Here is a 16,349-nt window from a genome sequence, read left to right as displayed (position 1 = left end):
AGGAGTCATGCGATGGACCGCCGAGACATTTATATTACGGAATTCGACCTGAATCGACTCACTGAACTATTAGGAGTTTGGCAAACATTCAAAGGTAGCAAAAGTACCAGCATTCATCTGGAAAGCTTAATGGAAGAATTGGATCGGGCGCATATCGTTCTCCCAAAGGATATTCCAGCTGATGTCGTCACGATGAACTCACGCGTCCGGTTAACAGACATGAGCAAAGGGGAAGAACTGGTGTATACGCTGGTCTTTCCGCGTGATGCGGATGCGGCGACAGGAAAGATTTCTATTCTGGCCCCGGTTGGAACGGCCATTCTCGGATATAGGGTCGGGGACAGTATTGAATGGCAGGTCCCTATTGGGACGAGGAAGTTAAAAATTGAAGAGATTCTTTACCAACCTGAGGCGGCGGGAGATTTCCATCTGTAAATTTTCCGTGCTCTATCCATTCACATGAACCACATGGAACGTGTTAAGATAAAGACCTAAAAAAACGATGAGCTGAACCGGACCGGAGGAATGTTTTATGATTCATGCTGTCGGTCATCACGAGGGATAGAATTTCCAATAACATCTTTCCTATCGAGTAGATCTTCCGGGAAATATGCTTTGGTTATCATGATGGAAGGTGTCTCATTTATGAAGAGATCCTTGCTCCCCGATCTGTTCACAATGGATTTTTTATTCAAGGGACCGTCCGGTTTGTCTGTTGGATTTCGTGCCTTTCCTCCCATACCTTTATGGCAGGGAGCACTGCCGCTGTCATTAAATCCCTGATCGTGTAGAATCCCTCAGTCAACTTGAATGAGACGGAGGGATGGAATCTTATGAAACCGCAATCTTCGGTTTTTTCATCTCGCTCACACCCGCATCTTTATGAAATCAATACCTGGGTGTGGTTGCATGACCTCTCTCAGAAAATGAACCGAACGATACGTCTTGGTGATGTGCCTGATTATGAATGGGATGAGCTTCAGGCAAAGGGATTTGATTGTCTGTGGCTCATGGGCCTATGGGAGCGCAGTCCTCTGGGCCGGCGGATTGCAAGGCAACATGCTGATTTACAGAAGGAATACGCCAAAGCGCTTCCCGATTGGCAGGAATACGAGGTTGTGGGTTCCCCCTATGCCATTCGGGCGTATCAGCCTGATCCTGAGCTGGGGTCCTGGGAGCAATTGAAGGACGTATTGGAAAAACTTCATGACCGCGGAATCAAATTGATTCTGGATTTTGTGCCCAATCATACCGCATTGGATCATGAGTGGACCACCAGACATCCGGAGTATTATGTTCAAGGAACCTCCAGGGATGTCACAAATTTTCCTTCCCGGTTTTTTCCCATCGAAACATCACAAGGCATTCGATATCTGGCACATGGCAAGGATCCCAATTGCCCTGCATGGACGGACACCGCGCAATTAGATTACTTCAATCCTGATACCCGTAAGGCGCTGATTCGTGAATTGCAACAAGTTGCCAATTATTGTGATGGCGTTCGCTGTGATATGGCCATGTTGGTGCTCAATGAGGTGTTTGCACAGACGTGGGAAAATCATGTGAAGGGCGAGGTCTTCCCTTCCGGGGAGTTCTGGACAGAAGCCATCTCCCTCCTGCCGGATTCTATGTGGATTGCAGAGGTATATTGGAATCGGGAATGGAAGCTTCAACAACTTGGCTTTCACTTTACTTACGACAAAAGATTGTATGACCGGCTTCGACATTCGACTCCACATGAGGTCGCCCTGCATCTTCAGGCTGATACGATCTTTCAAAGCAAACTTGTGCGGTTTTTGGAAAATCACGATGAGCCGAGAAGTGCTGTGGCGTTTGGTAACGTCCGTCTCCCTGCGGTCGGAGTCCTGATGGCCACATTGCCGGGCATGCGTTTGTATCATCAAGGGCAACTCACTGGAAAACGGATTCGGATTCCGGTTCAACTCTGTCGAGCCCAGGACGAACCCCCTGATGAAGCGACCGTCGCGTTTTATGACCGAATTCTGGCGATCACCAATGAAGACGTATTTCACGCCGGGAAATGGGCTATGCTCACTGTGCTTTCTGCCGGCGACGATTCTTTCAATAATGTCGTGGCGTATCAATGGATAACCGACCGGGATTGGAGACTCATCGCGGTGAACCTGAGTCCCATGGTTGCCCAAGCGTATATTCGCCTGAACGGAGCGCTGGGAATGGAATCGCACACCTCCCCCGACTACACCTTGTATGACCAGTTCAACGATCTATCCTTTGAGGGTAGGGGAGAGGATCTCATCCAAAGCGGATTGTACGTCCGTCTCGATCCTTTCGGTTGCCATATCTTTTCTATGGAGAAAAAAAAAGGGGGAATTTGGAAATAAAAATATAACAATACCCTCCGAACGATTAATTGTGTATCAATTCATTTCGTGACCCCACCCCAAATTTTCGGGCCAAGGGGTTTGCCCCGGCACCCAACTTTCTCTGAAGGCGTCAACTTTTCGAACTGGTTCTTGCAATAAAGCTTGTGATCAGTTGCTCTAGTTCTTTGCTTCCACATGAGGGACATGTTGCGGCCCCGGTTTCATGTTCTTTCAGCGTGAGGGCTAGAAGGCATTCCTTGCCACATTTGAGACATTTGTAATCATACAGAGGCATGACGATCCTCCTTCTTGGGTTCTCCGCACAATCGGGAGAAGTTTATTGCGGGTGTTCGAACATTTGTATTCATCCAGACTCATTTACCCCTCCTGGGTCACGGAGGCTTGGAACCGTGGACGGTTTCCAGAGAACGGCGGTCGCCCCACTCTGCGACAATGTGAGCCATTTCACTTAAGCGTTGAGCCGCGCGTCCATAAATGGTGTTGGGAGGATACTGTCCCTCCGGTTGAATTTCTCCCGCAGGCAGTCCCGTGAGTAACTCGAGAACTTCTTCAATGGTATGCACCCCATATACGGTAAATTGTCCTGCCTCCGCTGCATCCACCACCTCATGATGCAGGGCCAAATGGCGGATGTTCTTTGCGGGAATCAGCACCCCGTGTTTTCCTTTCAATCCACGTTTTTTGCAGGATTCAAAAAATCCTTCGATCTTTTCGTTCACGCCCCCGATGGGTTGAATTTCTCCCAGTTGATTCACCGATCCGGTGACCGCGAGGAATTGGTGCACAGGAACATCTGCCAGACTCGATATAATGGCGACTAATTCGGCAACGGCAGCGCTGTCTCCCTCCACTTCCGAATAGGTTTGCTCGAATGTGAGGGTCGCATTTAAGGCGAATGGCTGGAGCTCGGCGAATTTTCCACCAAGAAACCCCGCGAGGGTCATGACCCCCTTGCTGTGGATTTCCCCGGCCAGTTCGGCTTCACGTTGGATATCGATGACGCCTTCATTACCCACAAACGTGCGCGCGGTAATCCGGCAGGGACGTCCGAAGGCATAGTCTCCGAGCTGATAGATGGACAGGCCGTTGACCTGACCAACCGTCTCGCCTTCCAGGTCAACCATCAGCGTGCCTTCCTGGATTTCCTCCTGGAGTCTTTCTTCTAAGAGATTGGTGCGGTGACGTTTCTTGTCGAGAGCCGTTTTCACGTGCGTGTTCGACACCAATGTCCGGCCATCCTGCCTGGCCCAATAGGCGGCTTCGCGAATCACATCACTGATCAAGCTGAGGAGCAATGACAGCCGATCGCGGGATTCGGCGAGACGAAGGCTGTGCCGGATCACTTCACCTACAGCGTCAGCTCCAAAAGCAGGAAGCCCTTCGTCACGACAGAGTTGCGCGATGAAACTGGCATAGAGCTGATCCTGGCTGGTATCACGAGGGATATCCACTTCAAAGTCGGCTTTGACCTTGAACAGCTTTGAGAAATCTTGTTCATACCCTTGCAGAAGTGCAAAAATGTGGGGAGGGCCTAACAAAATGACTTTGATGTCAGTGGGAATTGGTTGAGGTTTAAGGCCGGTTGTCGCAAAACCAAAATACTCTCCGGGATCTTCAATGTTGACCGAACGTGTTTTTATGACCCGCTTGAGCGCTTCCCAGGAGAAGGGCTGACGGAGCAGGTCTAACACATTCATCATCAAAAAACCGCCGCTTGCGCGCAGGCAGGAACCGGCTCTGATCTCGGTGAAGTCGGTATAGACCACGCCCAAATGCGCCTTTCGCTCAATTTTCCCGATTAAATTCGCATAGGTGGGATGAGGCTCATCGATGATGGGAGCCCCGGAATGTTGGGCATGTTCGATAAGGAGGTTCACTTCATAGCGGCCGAGATTGGGCTTGCGATCGCGTGCATCCCAACCTATGAGTGCCAATTGAGGACCTTCGCGCGGCAAAAAATCCTTGTAGTTGGCGACAATATCTTCTTCGACTTTTTGGAGATATTCCAACACATCAGGGAGGGATTGATGATGGTCTCGAAGGACGGCAAAGCGGTTGTGCATGACGGCTCTGACGACCTGACGATCCATTTCACCGAGTTGATGGTCGGCTTCATGATCCAAGGCATGGACCTGGGCTTGGAATTCACGGATTTTGCCCTCCAGAATCTTTCCCTGTTCGGATATGGTATCTTTTTCGGTCGCGGTTAACGTGTCGTGATCTTTTTCCCGTAACGGTTTTCCATTCCGCATCGGCACGAGACTGAATCCTACCGGATCTTCTTTGAAGCCAAATCCACGTGTGGCAGCTTCTTCATTGATTTGTTTGAAGAGCGCCTCTTTTTTTTCATTCCGCTCTTCAATGATTTTTGCTCTGGCATCTAAATATTTATGGCTTTCAAACGCCAGGGGCAGATCTCTTTGAAGACTTTGAATGATGAAACTCATGGCCTGTTTAAACTCCCGTCCTTTGGAGGCAGGAAATGACAGGCAGATGGGGGAAGACGGCTCCAGGAAATTATAGACGTAACACCAATCGGGAGGATCAGACATGGATGAGGCCACGTGTTGGACACGCTTTTGAATGATCGCCCATTTACCGGTACCAATTGGCCCTGAGGCATAAATATTAAATCCGTGGCTTTTTATATTCAGCCCGAAATCCAAGGCTCCAATGGCCCGGGCTTGGCCGAGCGGTGTTTCCAGGGGCGGCAGTTCGGTGGTGTCGCTAAACCCCAAGCTATCCACGTCGATGGTTGGAGCTAACTGTGAAAAAGGAATTTTCAATTCGTCCATGTTGCCTTAGTTTTCCTAGCGACTGTGTGTGAAGGCTATTTTTGAACTTTGGATTCTCCTCGACTGCAATTTTAGATCCTGGGCTGATAGGGGGCTAATTGCCGGATATAGCCGATTACCTCCCGAATCTCCTCTGAACTCAATCGATCCCACCAACCATGCATGGGGCTAAAGACCAAGCCCCAAATAACGATCGCACGAAGGTCTAACTCGCTTTTGGCGGTGGATTCCGGAGAATGGAAATCTGTTGGGGGCACGATTAATGCGGATGAATCCGGTCCTTTTCCGTCGCCCGCCTTCCCATGACACCGGAGGCAATGCAGACGATAAATTGTTTCTCCCGCAGAGATCATAGTGGTCTGCTGAGCCCGGACTCCTCCAAGCCATAACACGATGCAGACACAACTGATAACGGATATGACCAGACTGAGAGGGTCTTGTTCTTTTTTCATCGGGTGAAGCCAGTACGTTTCATGGAAATGCGATTTTGTCGCATCTTGCAACACCTCTTCCCTTTTCCATGGACCCAAATTGCAACACTTTTCGTGTGCTCAATTTTCACTTAGTCTTTTTGCTCTAATCCCAAACCTACCCATGCCCGTAAAAGGTCCTGCCGGGTCAGGCATCCTATCACCACACCATTATCCTCCACTGGAAGTACCAGAAAATGATGGTCTTTCATGATTTTGACAGCCTCCGCTAATGTGGTGGAATTAGGAATAGCGAGAGGGTCCGGCACCATGATTTCCTTTGCCGTTAATTGGCTGACATCCCGCCCTGCTTCCAGCACGGCCAGCACATCAAATTGGCTGATGAACCCAACGCAGTGCCCGTTAGGATCGACAACCGGCGCGCCTGGTAAGGAAGATGTGAGAAGTTTTTGTGTAATGGCCAATCCATTCTGATCCTGATGAAAACGGAAATCATGGAGTGTGGCGATTTGTTGGATTGTTCTGAGGCCGACTGTGGCGACCGCATGAAGACCCATGTGTTCCTCCTCTCTCTTTCACTCATAACCCCACAAAAGTCTTTTCACACGGATGGAGTGAATGAAAATTTAAACGGTTTGAGACAAAATCAGGTATGACTTCCATCTCGAATATACAACCCTCCAACCTCCAGAACTGTTCCGTCATTTAAGGTGATGGATAAAAACTCTTGATTCTTCATGAGAGATTTGACTTCCCCGGACCATCTGGATGGCTCAACAGACTCGATTGATTTTCCACAAATTTTTACCTTTAGCCGTTCTACGTTATCTTGTTTCATGTGTTGGCCTCTGTCTTGTGATGGTTGAAACGTGTGCATGGGATTGTTTCCGTAAGCACCATGAAATCAGAATCTTTGCTTCTACCTGAGTTGAAGCAAGCCTCATGCCTTTATGGGCAATCTCTCTCTCGTCATCCCGCCGGTTGCCAGCGGTGAATCATTCCCAATGAAGACCTGAGGGATGTCTGATGAATACTGGCGGGCATGACAGCTTTTTTTCTCATCCCCGCCAATCGTCAAGCAGGGTATATAAGTTGCATTTCATCACTCGCAGGAAAGTGTGTGGAATTATTCTTTTCTCAAAGGAGGTTTGTGATGGCACATTTAGTAGTGGAAAAGGACAAAAAGGAAGTCGCTCCGGTTCAGAAAGGAGAATTGGCGCGTCGAGGAGAATTTGACCGGTGGCTTGACCGTATGGAGCAAATGATGGGGGAAGTTTGGGGGCGTCCCTTTTCAGGGTTATGGCCATCCATGCCTGGTATGTTACGGCCGTCACGAGCGTTGCTGGGCGAATCATTGCACGTGCGGGTTCCTGCCGTCGACTTGTACGAAGGGAAGGAGGAAGTGGTGCTGAAGGCCGAAGTGCCAGGTCTCTCCAAAGAAGACCTTAAGATTGATCTGACGGATTCCATGCTGACCATCTCCGGAGAAAAGAAAAAAGAAGAGGAGGTTAAGGAGGAAGACTATACTTACTCCGAACGAGCCTACGGGTCTTTTTCCAGGAGTCTGCAATTGCCTTGTGCCGTGAAAGCGGACAAAGTGAAGGCCACGTTTAAGGATGGGATTCTGGAAGTTAAGCTGCCCAAGACCGAAGATGCCAAAAAACGGCATGTCACCGTAAAAATTGAATAGTGGCAATCTGCCCGTGTTTGGATCGGTCAGAATCTGCGTTTGAGAGGCGCTCCTGGAGAAGAACGACGTCCCAGGAGCGTCAAAAAACGATCGACAGCGGTAAGGTCGTGATGCAATGGTTTTTCACGCCTCTTCGAAACTGAGAGAACCGGGTTTTCAGAAAACCATTTACTGCAGAGGGGTCCGGGTGTTCGGCAAACTGAAGATTTTCGTTGTGATTAGAAGATATTCAAGCGTTAACGCGATTACTGTAGGAGTGGTTCTTGGGATGGGAGTGTTGTGTTGGCCGGGTGGTGTCCTGGGTGTGGATTCTCCAACCGGCGTGGTCAGAGGCACTATCGATGAGGTCATTCGTTTGGTGAGCGACGAAGGTCTCAAGAAGCCGGATCAAGCGACCTATCGCCGGCAATTGTTGGAGGAGATTATTGGACAACATTTTGATTTTGAAGAGATGGCCAAACGATCACTAGCCGCGCATTGGAGAAATCGAAGTGAGGCGGAACATCAAGAATTTGCCACATTGTTTCAAACGCTTCTTTCGAAAACCTATGCGGGAAAAATTGAGAACTATTCCGGAGAAACGGTCCAGTATCTCAAGGAACGGCTCAAAGACTCCTTTGCAGAAGTGCAGACCACCATTGCGTCAAACAAAACGGAAATCTCTCTCGATTACCGGCTCCTTCTGAATGATGGCAACTGGCGGGTGTACGATGTGGTGGTCGATGGAGTGAGTCTCGTGAAAAATTACCGGGTTCAATTCGACCGCATTATTCGGGATTCCTCCTATGAAGAATTGGTGAAGACCTTGCGAGACAAGTCCGGTGACATCACGGCTCCCTGAGGGATGCTTAGGATGAAGACGCGTATTCTGATTCACCAGGGACCGGCCGTGCCCGTCGACGCGCAACCTCTTGAAATTGTCGAACGGAAAGGCAGAGGGCATCCCGATACAATTTGTGATGCCATTGCTGAAGCCGTTTCCATTCAATTGTCCAAGGCGTATCAAGAAACCTTTGGGCGCATTTTGCACCATAATATCGATAAATGCCTGTTGGTGGCGGGTCAGGTGAAATTGCATCTGGGCGGTGGTCGTGTCACCCATCCGATGCGTCTGATTCTTGGGGACCGGGCTTCTTCCGGTGTTCCGGGAAAAATGATCCCCGTGTCTGACATCGCCGTTGAGACGGCGCGAACGTGGATCAAGAGCCATTTGCCCCATGTGAATCCTGATACCCATATGAGGTATCAAGTTGAGTTGCAACCGACTTCCGCTGAACTCGGGGCGATTTTTGAACAGGGATCGGGGTTGCTTCCTGCGAACGATACTTCAGCCGGAGTCGGTTATGCCCCGCTGACTTCCACAGAGCAATTGGTGGTGGACCTTGAACAGTATGTAAACGGGCCACGGTTTAAGCGGGCGTTTCCGGAAACCGGTGAGGACGTCAAAGTCATGGCCGTTCGAATGGACCGGATACTGTCACTCACGGTGGCCATGCCGTTTCTTGCCAAACGGATCACCACAGAAAAAACCTATTTTGCTCGAAAGGCGAAGGCCCTTCAGAATGTGCAGCGCTTTATTCATGAGCAACCTCATTCCTGTAAACGAGTGGAGGTAATCATGAATGCCCTTGATCGCCCTGGCCAAGGACTAAAGGGCATGTATCTGACGCTGTTGGGAACATCCGCCGAGCAGGGAGATTCTGGACAGGTGGGGCGGGGGAACCGGATTTCCGGGGTCATCGCGCTGAATCGACCGATGAGCGGGGAGGCCGCGGCCGGGAAAAACCCCGTCAGTCATGTTGGGAAAATTTATAATGTGTGGGCTCGTGAACTCGCTCTGAAGGCGTACGCACAGATACCCGGAGTGCGTGATGCCACCGTGTGGATGGTTAGTCGGATCGGTGCACCGGTGAACGAACCACTGGTTGTCTCAGCTCAGGTCGGGGTAAAGAAGGGATTTTCACTAAAGCGGATCTCGGGAGAGGTCCAAGCCCTGATCAAGCAGGAGCTGGCCGACATGGAACATTTTTGCGAGGATCTGGCCAAAGGGCAATTCCGGATATGCTGACGGCCATCATGAAAATATCGAAATGGTGTCTACGCGACGAGATCACATGCTAATCAGAGAGATTCTATTACCTGGCAGGATGCATGATTGATTGAGAACACATTGGCAGAATGCTCACTTCATAACGGAACCTTGGAAGGAGGTTCCCGTCGCATTAGCGGGTTTACGGCGACGTGTGTGCTGGTCAGTAGTGTGATCGGCACTGGGATCTTCACCACGACAGGTTTTATGGCCCGAGACCTTGGAGATCCGTGGATGATTCTTCTGGTATGGGGAGCGGGCGCGTTACTGGCTCTCATGGGGGCGATGTGTTACAGCGAGCTGGGAGCCGCATTCCCTTTTGTCGGGGGAGACTATGTGTATCTTCGGGAAGCCTACCATCCCTTTTTCGCATTCCTGAGTGGGTGGGCTTCATTTACCGTGGGCTTTGGAGCCGCCATTGCCGCAGGCGCCATGGGATTTGCCTCCTATGTGGTCCAACTCGCCCCGACTGAACCGTATTCCACTTTCCCGATAAAGGGATTTGCCCTTGCCTTGATTTGGAGTCTGACTGCGGTTCATGTGGCAGGCGTTGGCCCTGGCGGACTCCTTCAACAGCTCTTCACCGTCTTAAAAGTTGGAGCAATTCTGCTTCTCATAGTTGGAGCCTTCAGGGTAGGCCATGGAGATTGGGAACATTTGGTCCTGCCCTCAGAAAAGCCGGATGTCGGACTGGGAACCCTGGTGGTGTCCTTTATTTTTGTGACCTATGCCTATTCGGGATGGAATGCCGCAGGGTACATTGCAGGAGAAATACTCAATCCGACCCGTTCTATTCCCCGTACGATGATAGGCGGGACCCTGCTGGTTGGCACGGTCTATGTGGTGCTGAACGTGGTATATTTCTACGCGTTACCGATTCAAGCTTTGGCCGCACCTCCGCTCATGCCGGTGGCGGAAAAAGTCGCGGTGGGAATGTTCGGTCAGGCGGTCGCTCAATTTGTCACTATCATGTTGTGCATTTCCATCGCCGGCGCGGTGAGCGCCATGATATGGACCGGGCCGCGGGTCTACTTTGCCATGGCCAGAGACGGGTTTCTGCCGGCCTTCTTTTCGGATACGGAACACCATCATGGCACCCCGGTTCGTTCCATTGTTCTCCAAAGTCTATGGGTCACCGTATTAGTGCTTTCAGGAACCTTTGAGCAGTTGGTAATTTACAGCGGAATGGTGATCACTGCCTTCACAGCGCTGACAGTCGGGGCCGTCATTATTCTTCGTCAACGGCGTCCGCAACTCGTTCGTCCCTACCGGGTTCCCTTCTATCCTGTCTTGCCCGTTGGCTATATCCTGGTTGCCGGAGTGATCATGCTTTTTCTGAGTGTGGAAAAACCGGTTGAAACCCTTTGGGCCTGTCTGACCCTGAGTGCTGGTATTCCCCTGTACTTTCTGATGAGAAAGCATAATGGAGAATCTGGGGCCACATGAAGATAGCGATCACACTCAGGAGCAAAATACATCCACTTGCCTTTGTTGTGATACTTGGTGGAGTATGGTTTATTCTGTCCGGATGTGGAAATGGAAATCAGGCTATGACCCAACAAAATAATCACTCACGACAGGTTGAACGGGATTCGATGGTGGATACCCAAATCGTGGCGGGGGGTGTCACCGATCTAGCCGTTGTCGCGGCCATGCGCCGGGTTCCCCGGCACCGGTTTATGCCTGAGTCACATGCTAAAGATGCCTATGGAGATTTTCCACTCTCCATCGGCTATGGGCAGACGATTTCTCAGCCGTTCATTGTTGCGTATATGACGCAAGCCCTGAAGTTGAAGCCGGATGAAAAAGTCCTTGAGATAGGAACAGGATCAGGGTACCAGGCTGCCATCCTGGGGGAGTTGGTTTCCAAAGTGTTCACCATTGAAATAGTCGAACCACTCGCTGCGGAGGCAAAAAAGACCCTGGCAGAACTTGGATATGACAATGTGATTGTACGGGCTGGTGATGGCTATCAAGGATGGCCGGACGAAAGCCCGTTTGATGCGATCATTCTGACGGCGGCGCCGAACCATATTCCCGAACCACTCTTAGACCAACTGGCAATCGGCGGACGTCTCATTGTTCCCGTCGGAGACTACCCTCAACGTCTTCTGTTGATTCGTCGCACAGAGGAGGGATATCAGGAAACCGAATTGTTACCGGTGGTGTTTGTGCCCATGACGGGCGAAGCCTTAACGAATCCTCCCGCAACCGGGCCATGACGGTCTTCACTTCCGTTGACCACCTTCTTCACTCATAGATGACCAATCCGCCAGCCGGAAGGGTGAGCACGACGGCTTTGCCATTTCTCGACTCAACGGTCGTCTCCTGACCGATCTGTCCCGCATTGGTTGAATAGAGACACGTGAGTGTGTGGCCGGTGTGATGCAGTCCGTCATCAATCGTCACCCAGGCACTTCGGGGGGCAGCATAGTCGGTATTCATCGCCAGGAGAATTTCCCGGTCATTGAAAATCCTGGACCAGGGAACCACTGAACGAATCTGCCCACCCAGCATGCGCGGCAGCCCGAAGTCGACCCCATTTCCGGAAATTTCTCTTAGGTATTGTCGACCCCGTCGTAACGCAAGCTTGTTACGTCGAAGGCGTAATATGATGGCGAGTTGCCGGTATGCCGGACTCTCTTCATTGAAAAAATGCCGTTGATGGCTTTGAAATGCGCCGAATTCTCCTCCGAACATACATTCGCGAATGAATTGATCACTCTGGCCGTGCCCGTCAAAATACTGTTCGCTGCCATAATACATGCAGGGGATCCCCATCGTGAGAGCGTTCAGCGTAAGGACATTCACGAGTCCGTCCGGTCCGGCAGGATCAGCACAAAACCTGGCTTTGTTTTCTCCCTTTCGCACTTGATCATGATCATCAAACAGGGTCACCACCCGATTGCGAAACCAGACGTGGGATTCTTTCTGAACCAGGATGGAATTCCGGAATAACTGGAAATACTCCTCCGGATTGCGATAGCCCTTCACGAGGTATTCCATTTTGTCCGGGATGTCGTCGACGCCAAGTGCGGCGTCCAGGCCCGTCGTTTCCAGCGTTTGAAACGCGCGGGTTCTGCCCCCGGTAATTTCTCCAATGAGATAGAAATTTTCTTTGCCGATGGATTGGGTGAATTCATGGATCACCGATGCAAAGTACCGGCTCGCTCCCAGGTCCATATGTTTGACGGTATCCACCCGATACCCGTCGACGTCTGCAAAGGCAATCCAGAATTTGTAGACCTCGGCCAGGGCCTTAAGGGCATCTGACGGCTGATACTGATCGACGCCGCCGGAACCGAGTTGGATATTTTTCAGGTCAAGGAAATCCCCCTCAAGAAATTCAGGTGAGAAATCCCAATTGGTGATATGGCCTTTTCGGGTAAAGGCCTGAGGGTCTTGGAATTCCTGTGGCCAGACGGCACCATTCGGCCAGGCGACAGGATGGCTTGCGATGTCGAGTTGTTGGAAGGGGAGAGTGGGTTCTCCGAATTGATCATGGAACCCTTGCACCTCATAGGGTTGGCCATCCCAGCGAGGATCGTTGAAGACCTGCCCGTTATGTTCGGTCCGATAGCGGTTGGGATTGTAGCGAAACACATCTCCCGTATGGTTGAGGATAATATCCAGAATAACGTAGATCCCGTGAGCATGGGCGGTCCGGACAAGGGTTCTCAGATCTTCTCGTTGACCAAAATGCGGATCGACATCCAAAAAGTTTTGAATGCCATAGCCATGATAGGTGTCTTTAAATTTCACCTGTTTGAAAATGGGACTGATCCAAATGGCGGTCACACCGAGACGTTCAAGGTATCCCAGTTTGCTCGTCAATCCGGATAAATTCCCTCCGCAAAACTTCTGTCCCGCTGTCTTCCACCGAGATGCATCCGCATTGCCCGCATCGGTTGACTGAAAAAGGGGGGTCGAGCCACGCCGGACGACGGTCCCGTCATTGCTTCTGTAGCCTTTTTCCTGTCCGTCCGAAAAACGGTCGAGCATTAAAAAGTATAAGACCTGATCCTCCCATGCGGCGGGAGAAGGAAAAAACTCCCGGTTACTGAGAGAAGGCAGGTCCACCTCTTGAAGATTCTTTTCTGTCATGAAAGACTCCTTTTTTTAGCTCTTCAGAAAATCGTGTGGGCGAACCCTCATTCCGGTTCTCAATCCCCCTCCTTTGTAAGGAGGGGGCAGGGGAGGTAGAAACACCATATCGCAACTGTTGACCAAATTTTCCTATTGCCAGCAAGATGCCTAAAGATCCGAGACTCTACCTCACCTTAGTCCTCCCCTTACAAAGGGGAGGAATGACCGGTAGCGTTTTTGGTCGCAAATACGTGACAGAATGGCTGACTCACACAAAACCCAGAAGAGCATCTTCTTTTATTCACGATGGTTATGGCCAATCATGGCTGAAATATGGCCAGAATTCCCGTGGCGCCTGTCGGATAGTTTTGGTCATTCACCAATACCGAAACCCTCGATAATGGAAAAATTTTTCTCAGGCCGGGCTTCTTGATTCACCATCAGGCAATGACCCAAACGGCAAAGCCCTGGCCTTTTTTGGCCAGCTCTTCGCCCACATGGTGATGAAATAATTCTTTGAAGCTGGAGTACGTTTCCCGTCCAACGACGATGGTTCCGCAATTCTGTTTGTGAGCTGTCCCGATCAATTCACCAACAATATCCGGCCGGTGGATGGATTGAGAAAACACGACGCTGACCATGGCGGGTAGTACCCCAATCCGATACAGAATCGTCTTGGCGTTATCTAAGATTGGTTCCGCATCCTTTTTTGCCTTCTCGATCCATTGAGCCTGCTCTTTTTTTAAGGTCTCATCCAGCTTTCGTTCTGTTGCCGGATCTTCAGCGCCCCCGAATTCCAACAGGTCGGGAGGAATCGGGGGGAGGACGTGAAAGAGCACGATATGAAAATCTTCACGGGCCCCTATCATTTCAGCCACGTAGGAGACGCTTCGAATGGAAGAATCCGACCCGTCGACGCCGACGAGTAATGTCTTATCCCTTACCATAGATCACTCCCTTCATGTGACGTGGATTTCGCTACCTCCAAACCAGGATAGTTGGTGGATTTTGTTTTCCAAAGAGCATTCTAAAATATCGTCTGCCGGCCTGAGCGAGCTTGCCTTCACCACATTATTCCCTCAACGAGGTCTTCCTCAACGTCTCCCGGCTTTGGCTACGAATGGGGACGATTATTTGACCCGAAACAAGTTGTCCACCAGGACACTGTCGCCTTAGACCCGGGAATGCAGGTTGCTGGGCATTGGTAAAATCGGCTCTAATTCTACACGGGTTAGCACATGAGGTGAAGGGCTGCACAATATTATAAGAGCGTAGAACATTCACACGCGGATATCCTCATGTGTCCTGGAGTGCTACAGTTTATGTGCATAGGCTGAGAAGGAAAAGAGCAAACGCTTCACAATCTTTGCTCAAGACACAAGCCGGGTTGTGTTGGGAACACTCCATTTTGAATCATCTGGTAACGAAGATATTTAAACTGATGAATAAATGCCCGCTCATGGAACGGCAGGTTTTGTCTGATGGTTGGCTGCAACCGACCTTGCGGTGACGATTTCTTCTGTTCAGCCGTCAGTCTCAGGTGCCTGTTTGATGCTTGTGCCTGGAGCGCCGATGGAAGGAGGACCTGAGAGCAGCCTTTCTGGTGTTGGTCTATGAACAATACATCTACAATGAGGGCAATCATGACAGGGTTCGCTGAGCGGACGGGCCTGATTCCCCCAGCTCGACTGCCCCGTCGCTATCTCTGGACCGACGCGTTTGCCGTTTGCAACTATCTAGAACTTTTCCGCCGAACAGGGGAGGAATATTACCAGGAAGATGCCATACGTCTTGTCTCTCAAGTCCACTGTGTCCTGGGGCGACACCGGGAGGACGATTCGCGCCAGGGATGGATCAGTGGATTGGACGAACAGGAAGGCGAGCTGCATCCGACCCGAGGTGGCCTGAGAATCGGGAAAGCTCTTGCTGAACGCGGATCGGATGAACCGTATGATGAACACCTAGAATGGGAACGGGATGGGCAGTATTTCCATTATCTGACCAAATGGATGCATGCCCTCGATTGTCTGGCACGGGTGACCGGAGATTCCGTGTATAACCAATGGGCGGTGGAGCTTGCCAGAACCGCCCATGCCCGCTTCACCTATAACCCCTGGGGCGGTGGCCCCAAGCGCATGTATTGGAAGATGAGTATCGACCTCTCTTATCCCCTGGTCGCGCCCATGGGCCAGCACGATCCGCTCGACGGGCTGATCACCTATCAGCAACTTCAGGCGACGGCTGTGAAACTTAGCGATCTCCACGCAAAGAGCCCTCTGGGACAAGAGATTACGGAGATGACCGCGATGTGTGAAGGCCTGACCTGGACGACGAATGATCCATTAGGAATCGGTGGGCTTCTGTCCGATGCCTTCAGGTTGACACAATTAATAATTAGCTCTAATTTGCGAGAATCGGAGAGATTGGCTTCGCTCTTGCGGGATGCCGAGGTCGGCCTGGAGGCTTTTGTCCAGAGCCGTCCTCTGAATGCTTCAGCTGATTACCGTCTGGCCTTTCGGGAATTAGGGCTATCCATCGGTCTCCATGCCATTGTGAAGATGCAGAAAGCCATCGAACAACATCCGGAGAAATTCTCCGACCAGCATGATTTCCATGTCAGGCTGTCAGGCCTCGCACGATACCTTCCCTTGATCGAATACATCGAGAACTTCTGGCTCGAGCCGAACAATCAACAGAGCCACACCTGGACCGGGCATCGTGATATTAACAGCGTGATGCTGGCCACCAGTCTGGCACCGGATGGGTATCTGGTTCTTCACTAACAATCACGTGACTTGGCTATGCCTGGCCAATTCCTCATCAGCGAGCCACAGTGTTAGGGTACCGGGCGTATCGCTTTGAAACGCACGCTAAGCGACCTGTTTAGAGATG

At 50.9% G+C, this 16,349-nt stretch carries 14 protein-coding genes; 8 read left to right on the top strand and 6 right to left on the bottom strand.

Translation table 11 applies throughout. The annotated features are described in order from the left end of the window. The first annotated feature begins 12 nt into the window (after positions 1–12). Together rnk and ACTRXD_RS10860 are read left to right on the top strand one after the other, a co-directional pair. Positions 13–435 carry a nucleoside diphosphate kinase regulator gene (gene rnk, locus ACTRXD_RS10865; RefSeq protein ID WP_442431832.1) on the top strand — a complete coding sequence of 141 codons (423 nt, stop codon included), beginning with the start codon at positions 13–15 and terminating at the stop codon, positions 433–435. Positions 436–833: 398 nt separating this feature from the next. After that, positions 834–2,363, top strand: coding sequence for an alpha-amylase family glycosyl hydrolase (locus ACTRXD_RS10860; RefSeq protein WP_442431831.1), 1,530 nt, complete (start codon positions 834–836; stop codon positions 2,361–2,363). Between the two features lie 112 nt (positions 2,364–2,475). Here ACTRXD_RS10860 and ACTRXD_RS10855 read toward each other — a convergent pair whose 3' ends face one another. The 4 genes from ACTRXD_RS10855 to ACTRXD_RS10840 form a co-directional block, all read right to left on the bottom strand. Next, positions 2,476–2,640 carry an FmdB family zinc ribbon protein gene (locus tag ACTRXD_RS10855; protein ID WP_376753545.1) on the bottom strand — a complete coding sequence of 55 codons (165 nt, stop codon included), beginning with the start codon at positions 2,638–2,640 and terminating at the stop codon, positions 2,476–2,478. A 97-nt stretch (positions 2,641–2,737) separates the two neighbouring features. Continuing rightward, on the bottom strand, positions 2,738–5,161 hold the full coding sequence (locus tag ACTRXD_RS10850; protein ID WP_442431830.1) for a Lon protease family protein: 2,424 nt from the start codon (positions 5,159–5,161) through the stop codon (positions 2,738–2,740). 71 nt (positions 5,162–5,232) lie between these two features. Then, positions 5,233–5,613 carry a c-type cytochrome gene (locus tag ACTRXD_RS10845; protein ID WP_442431829.1) on the bottom strand — a complete coding sequence of 127 codons (381 nt, stop codon included), beginning with the start codon at positions 5,611–5,613 and terminating at the stop codon, positions 5,233–5,235. Between the two features lie 110 nt (positions 5,614–5,723). After that, positions 5,724–6,149 (bottom strand): CBS domain-containing protein, encoded by a 426-nt coding sequence (locus ACTRXD_RS10840; RefSeq protein ID WP_442431828.1) that lies wholly within the window; start codon positions 6,147–6,149, stop codon positions 5,724–5,726. Between the two features lie 596 nt (positions 6,150–6,745). Between ACTRXD_RS10840 and ACTRXD_RS10835 the strand changes: the two genes are divergently transcribed. The 5 genes from ACTRXD_RS10835 (at position 6,746) to ACTRXD_RS10815 (ending at position 11,593) form a co-directional block, all read left to right on the top strand. Next, positions 6,746–7,282, top strand: coding sequence for an Hsp20/alpha crystallin family protein (locus ACTRXD_RS10835; RefSeq protein WP_442431827.1), 537 nt, complete (start codon positions 6,746–6,748; stop codon positions 7,280–7,282). Between the two features lie 268 nt (positions 7,283–7,550). Then, a complete protein-coding gene (locus ACTRXD_RS10830) occupies positions 7,551–8,123 on the top strand; it encodes an MlaC/ttg2D family ABC transporter substrate-binding protein (protein WP_442431826.1) in 573 nt (190 codons plus the stop codon). A gap of 12 nt (positions 8,124–8,135) precedes the next feature. Continuing rightward, positions 8,136–9,350 (top strand): methionine adenosyltransferase, encoded by a 1,215-nt coding sequence (locus ACTRXD_RS10825; RefSeq protein ID WP_442431825.1) that lies wholly within the window; start codon positions 8,136–8,138, stop codon positions 9,348–9,350. An 87-nt stretch (positions 9,351–9,437) separates the two neighbouring features. Next, on the top strand, positions 9,438–10,817 hold the full coding sequence (locus tag ACTRXD_RS10820) for an APC family permease (RefSeq protein WP_442431824.1): 1,380 nt from the start codon (positions 9,438–9,440) through the stop codon (positions 10,815–10,817). Beyond that, the gene (locus ACTRXD_RS10815) at positions 10,814–11,593 is read left to right on the top strand and encodes a protein-L-isoaspartate(D-aspartate) O-methyltransferase (RefSeq protein WP_442431823.1); all 780 of its coding nucleotides are present in this window, start codon (positions 10,814–10,816) and stop codon (positions 11,591–11,593) included. Before ACTRXD_RS10820 ends, ACTRXD_RS10815 begins: the two co-directional genes overlap by 4 nt. Positions 11,594–11,621: 28 nt before the next feature. Here the strand turns inward: ACTRXD_RS10815 and ACTRXD_RS10810 are convergent, their stop codons facing one another. Beyond that, a complete protein-coding gene (locus tag ACTRXD_RS10810; RefSeq protein ID WP_442431822.1) occupies positions 11,622–13,475 on the bottom strand; it encodes an alpha-amylase family glycosyl hydrolase in 1,854 nt (617 codons plus the stop codon). 422 nt (positions 13,476–13,897) lie between these two features. Beyond that, complete coding sequence (locus ACTRXD_RS10805; protein WP_442431821.1) at positions 13,898–14,404, bottom strand: universal stress protein; 507 nt, start codon at positions 14,402–14,404, stop codon at positions 13,898–13,900. A gap of 696 nt (positions 14,405–15,100) precedes the next feature. On the opposite strand from ACTRXD_RS10805, the gene ACTRXD_RS10800 reads away from it, so the two are divergent. Beyond that, on the top strand, positions 15,101–16,240 hold the full coding sequence (locus ACTRXD_RS10800) for a hypothetical protein (RefSeq protein ID WP_442431820.1): 1,140 nt from the start codon (positions 15,101–15,103) through the stop codon (positions 16,238–16,240). The last annotated feature ends 109 nt before the right edge of the window (positions 16,241–16,349 follow it).

Origin of the sequence: Nitrospira sp. T9 (genome assembly GCF_052156535.1) — a bacterium.
GTDB lineage: Bacteria > Nitrospirota > Nitrospiria > Nitrospirales > UBA8639 > Nitrospira_E.
The sequence above is the reverse complement of the archived record's forward strand: the minus strand, read 5'-3'. Positions and strand labels throughout refer to the sequence as shown.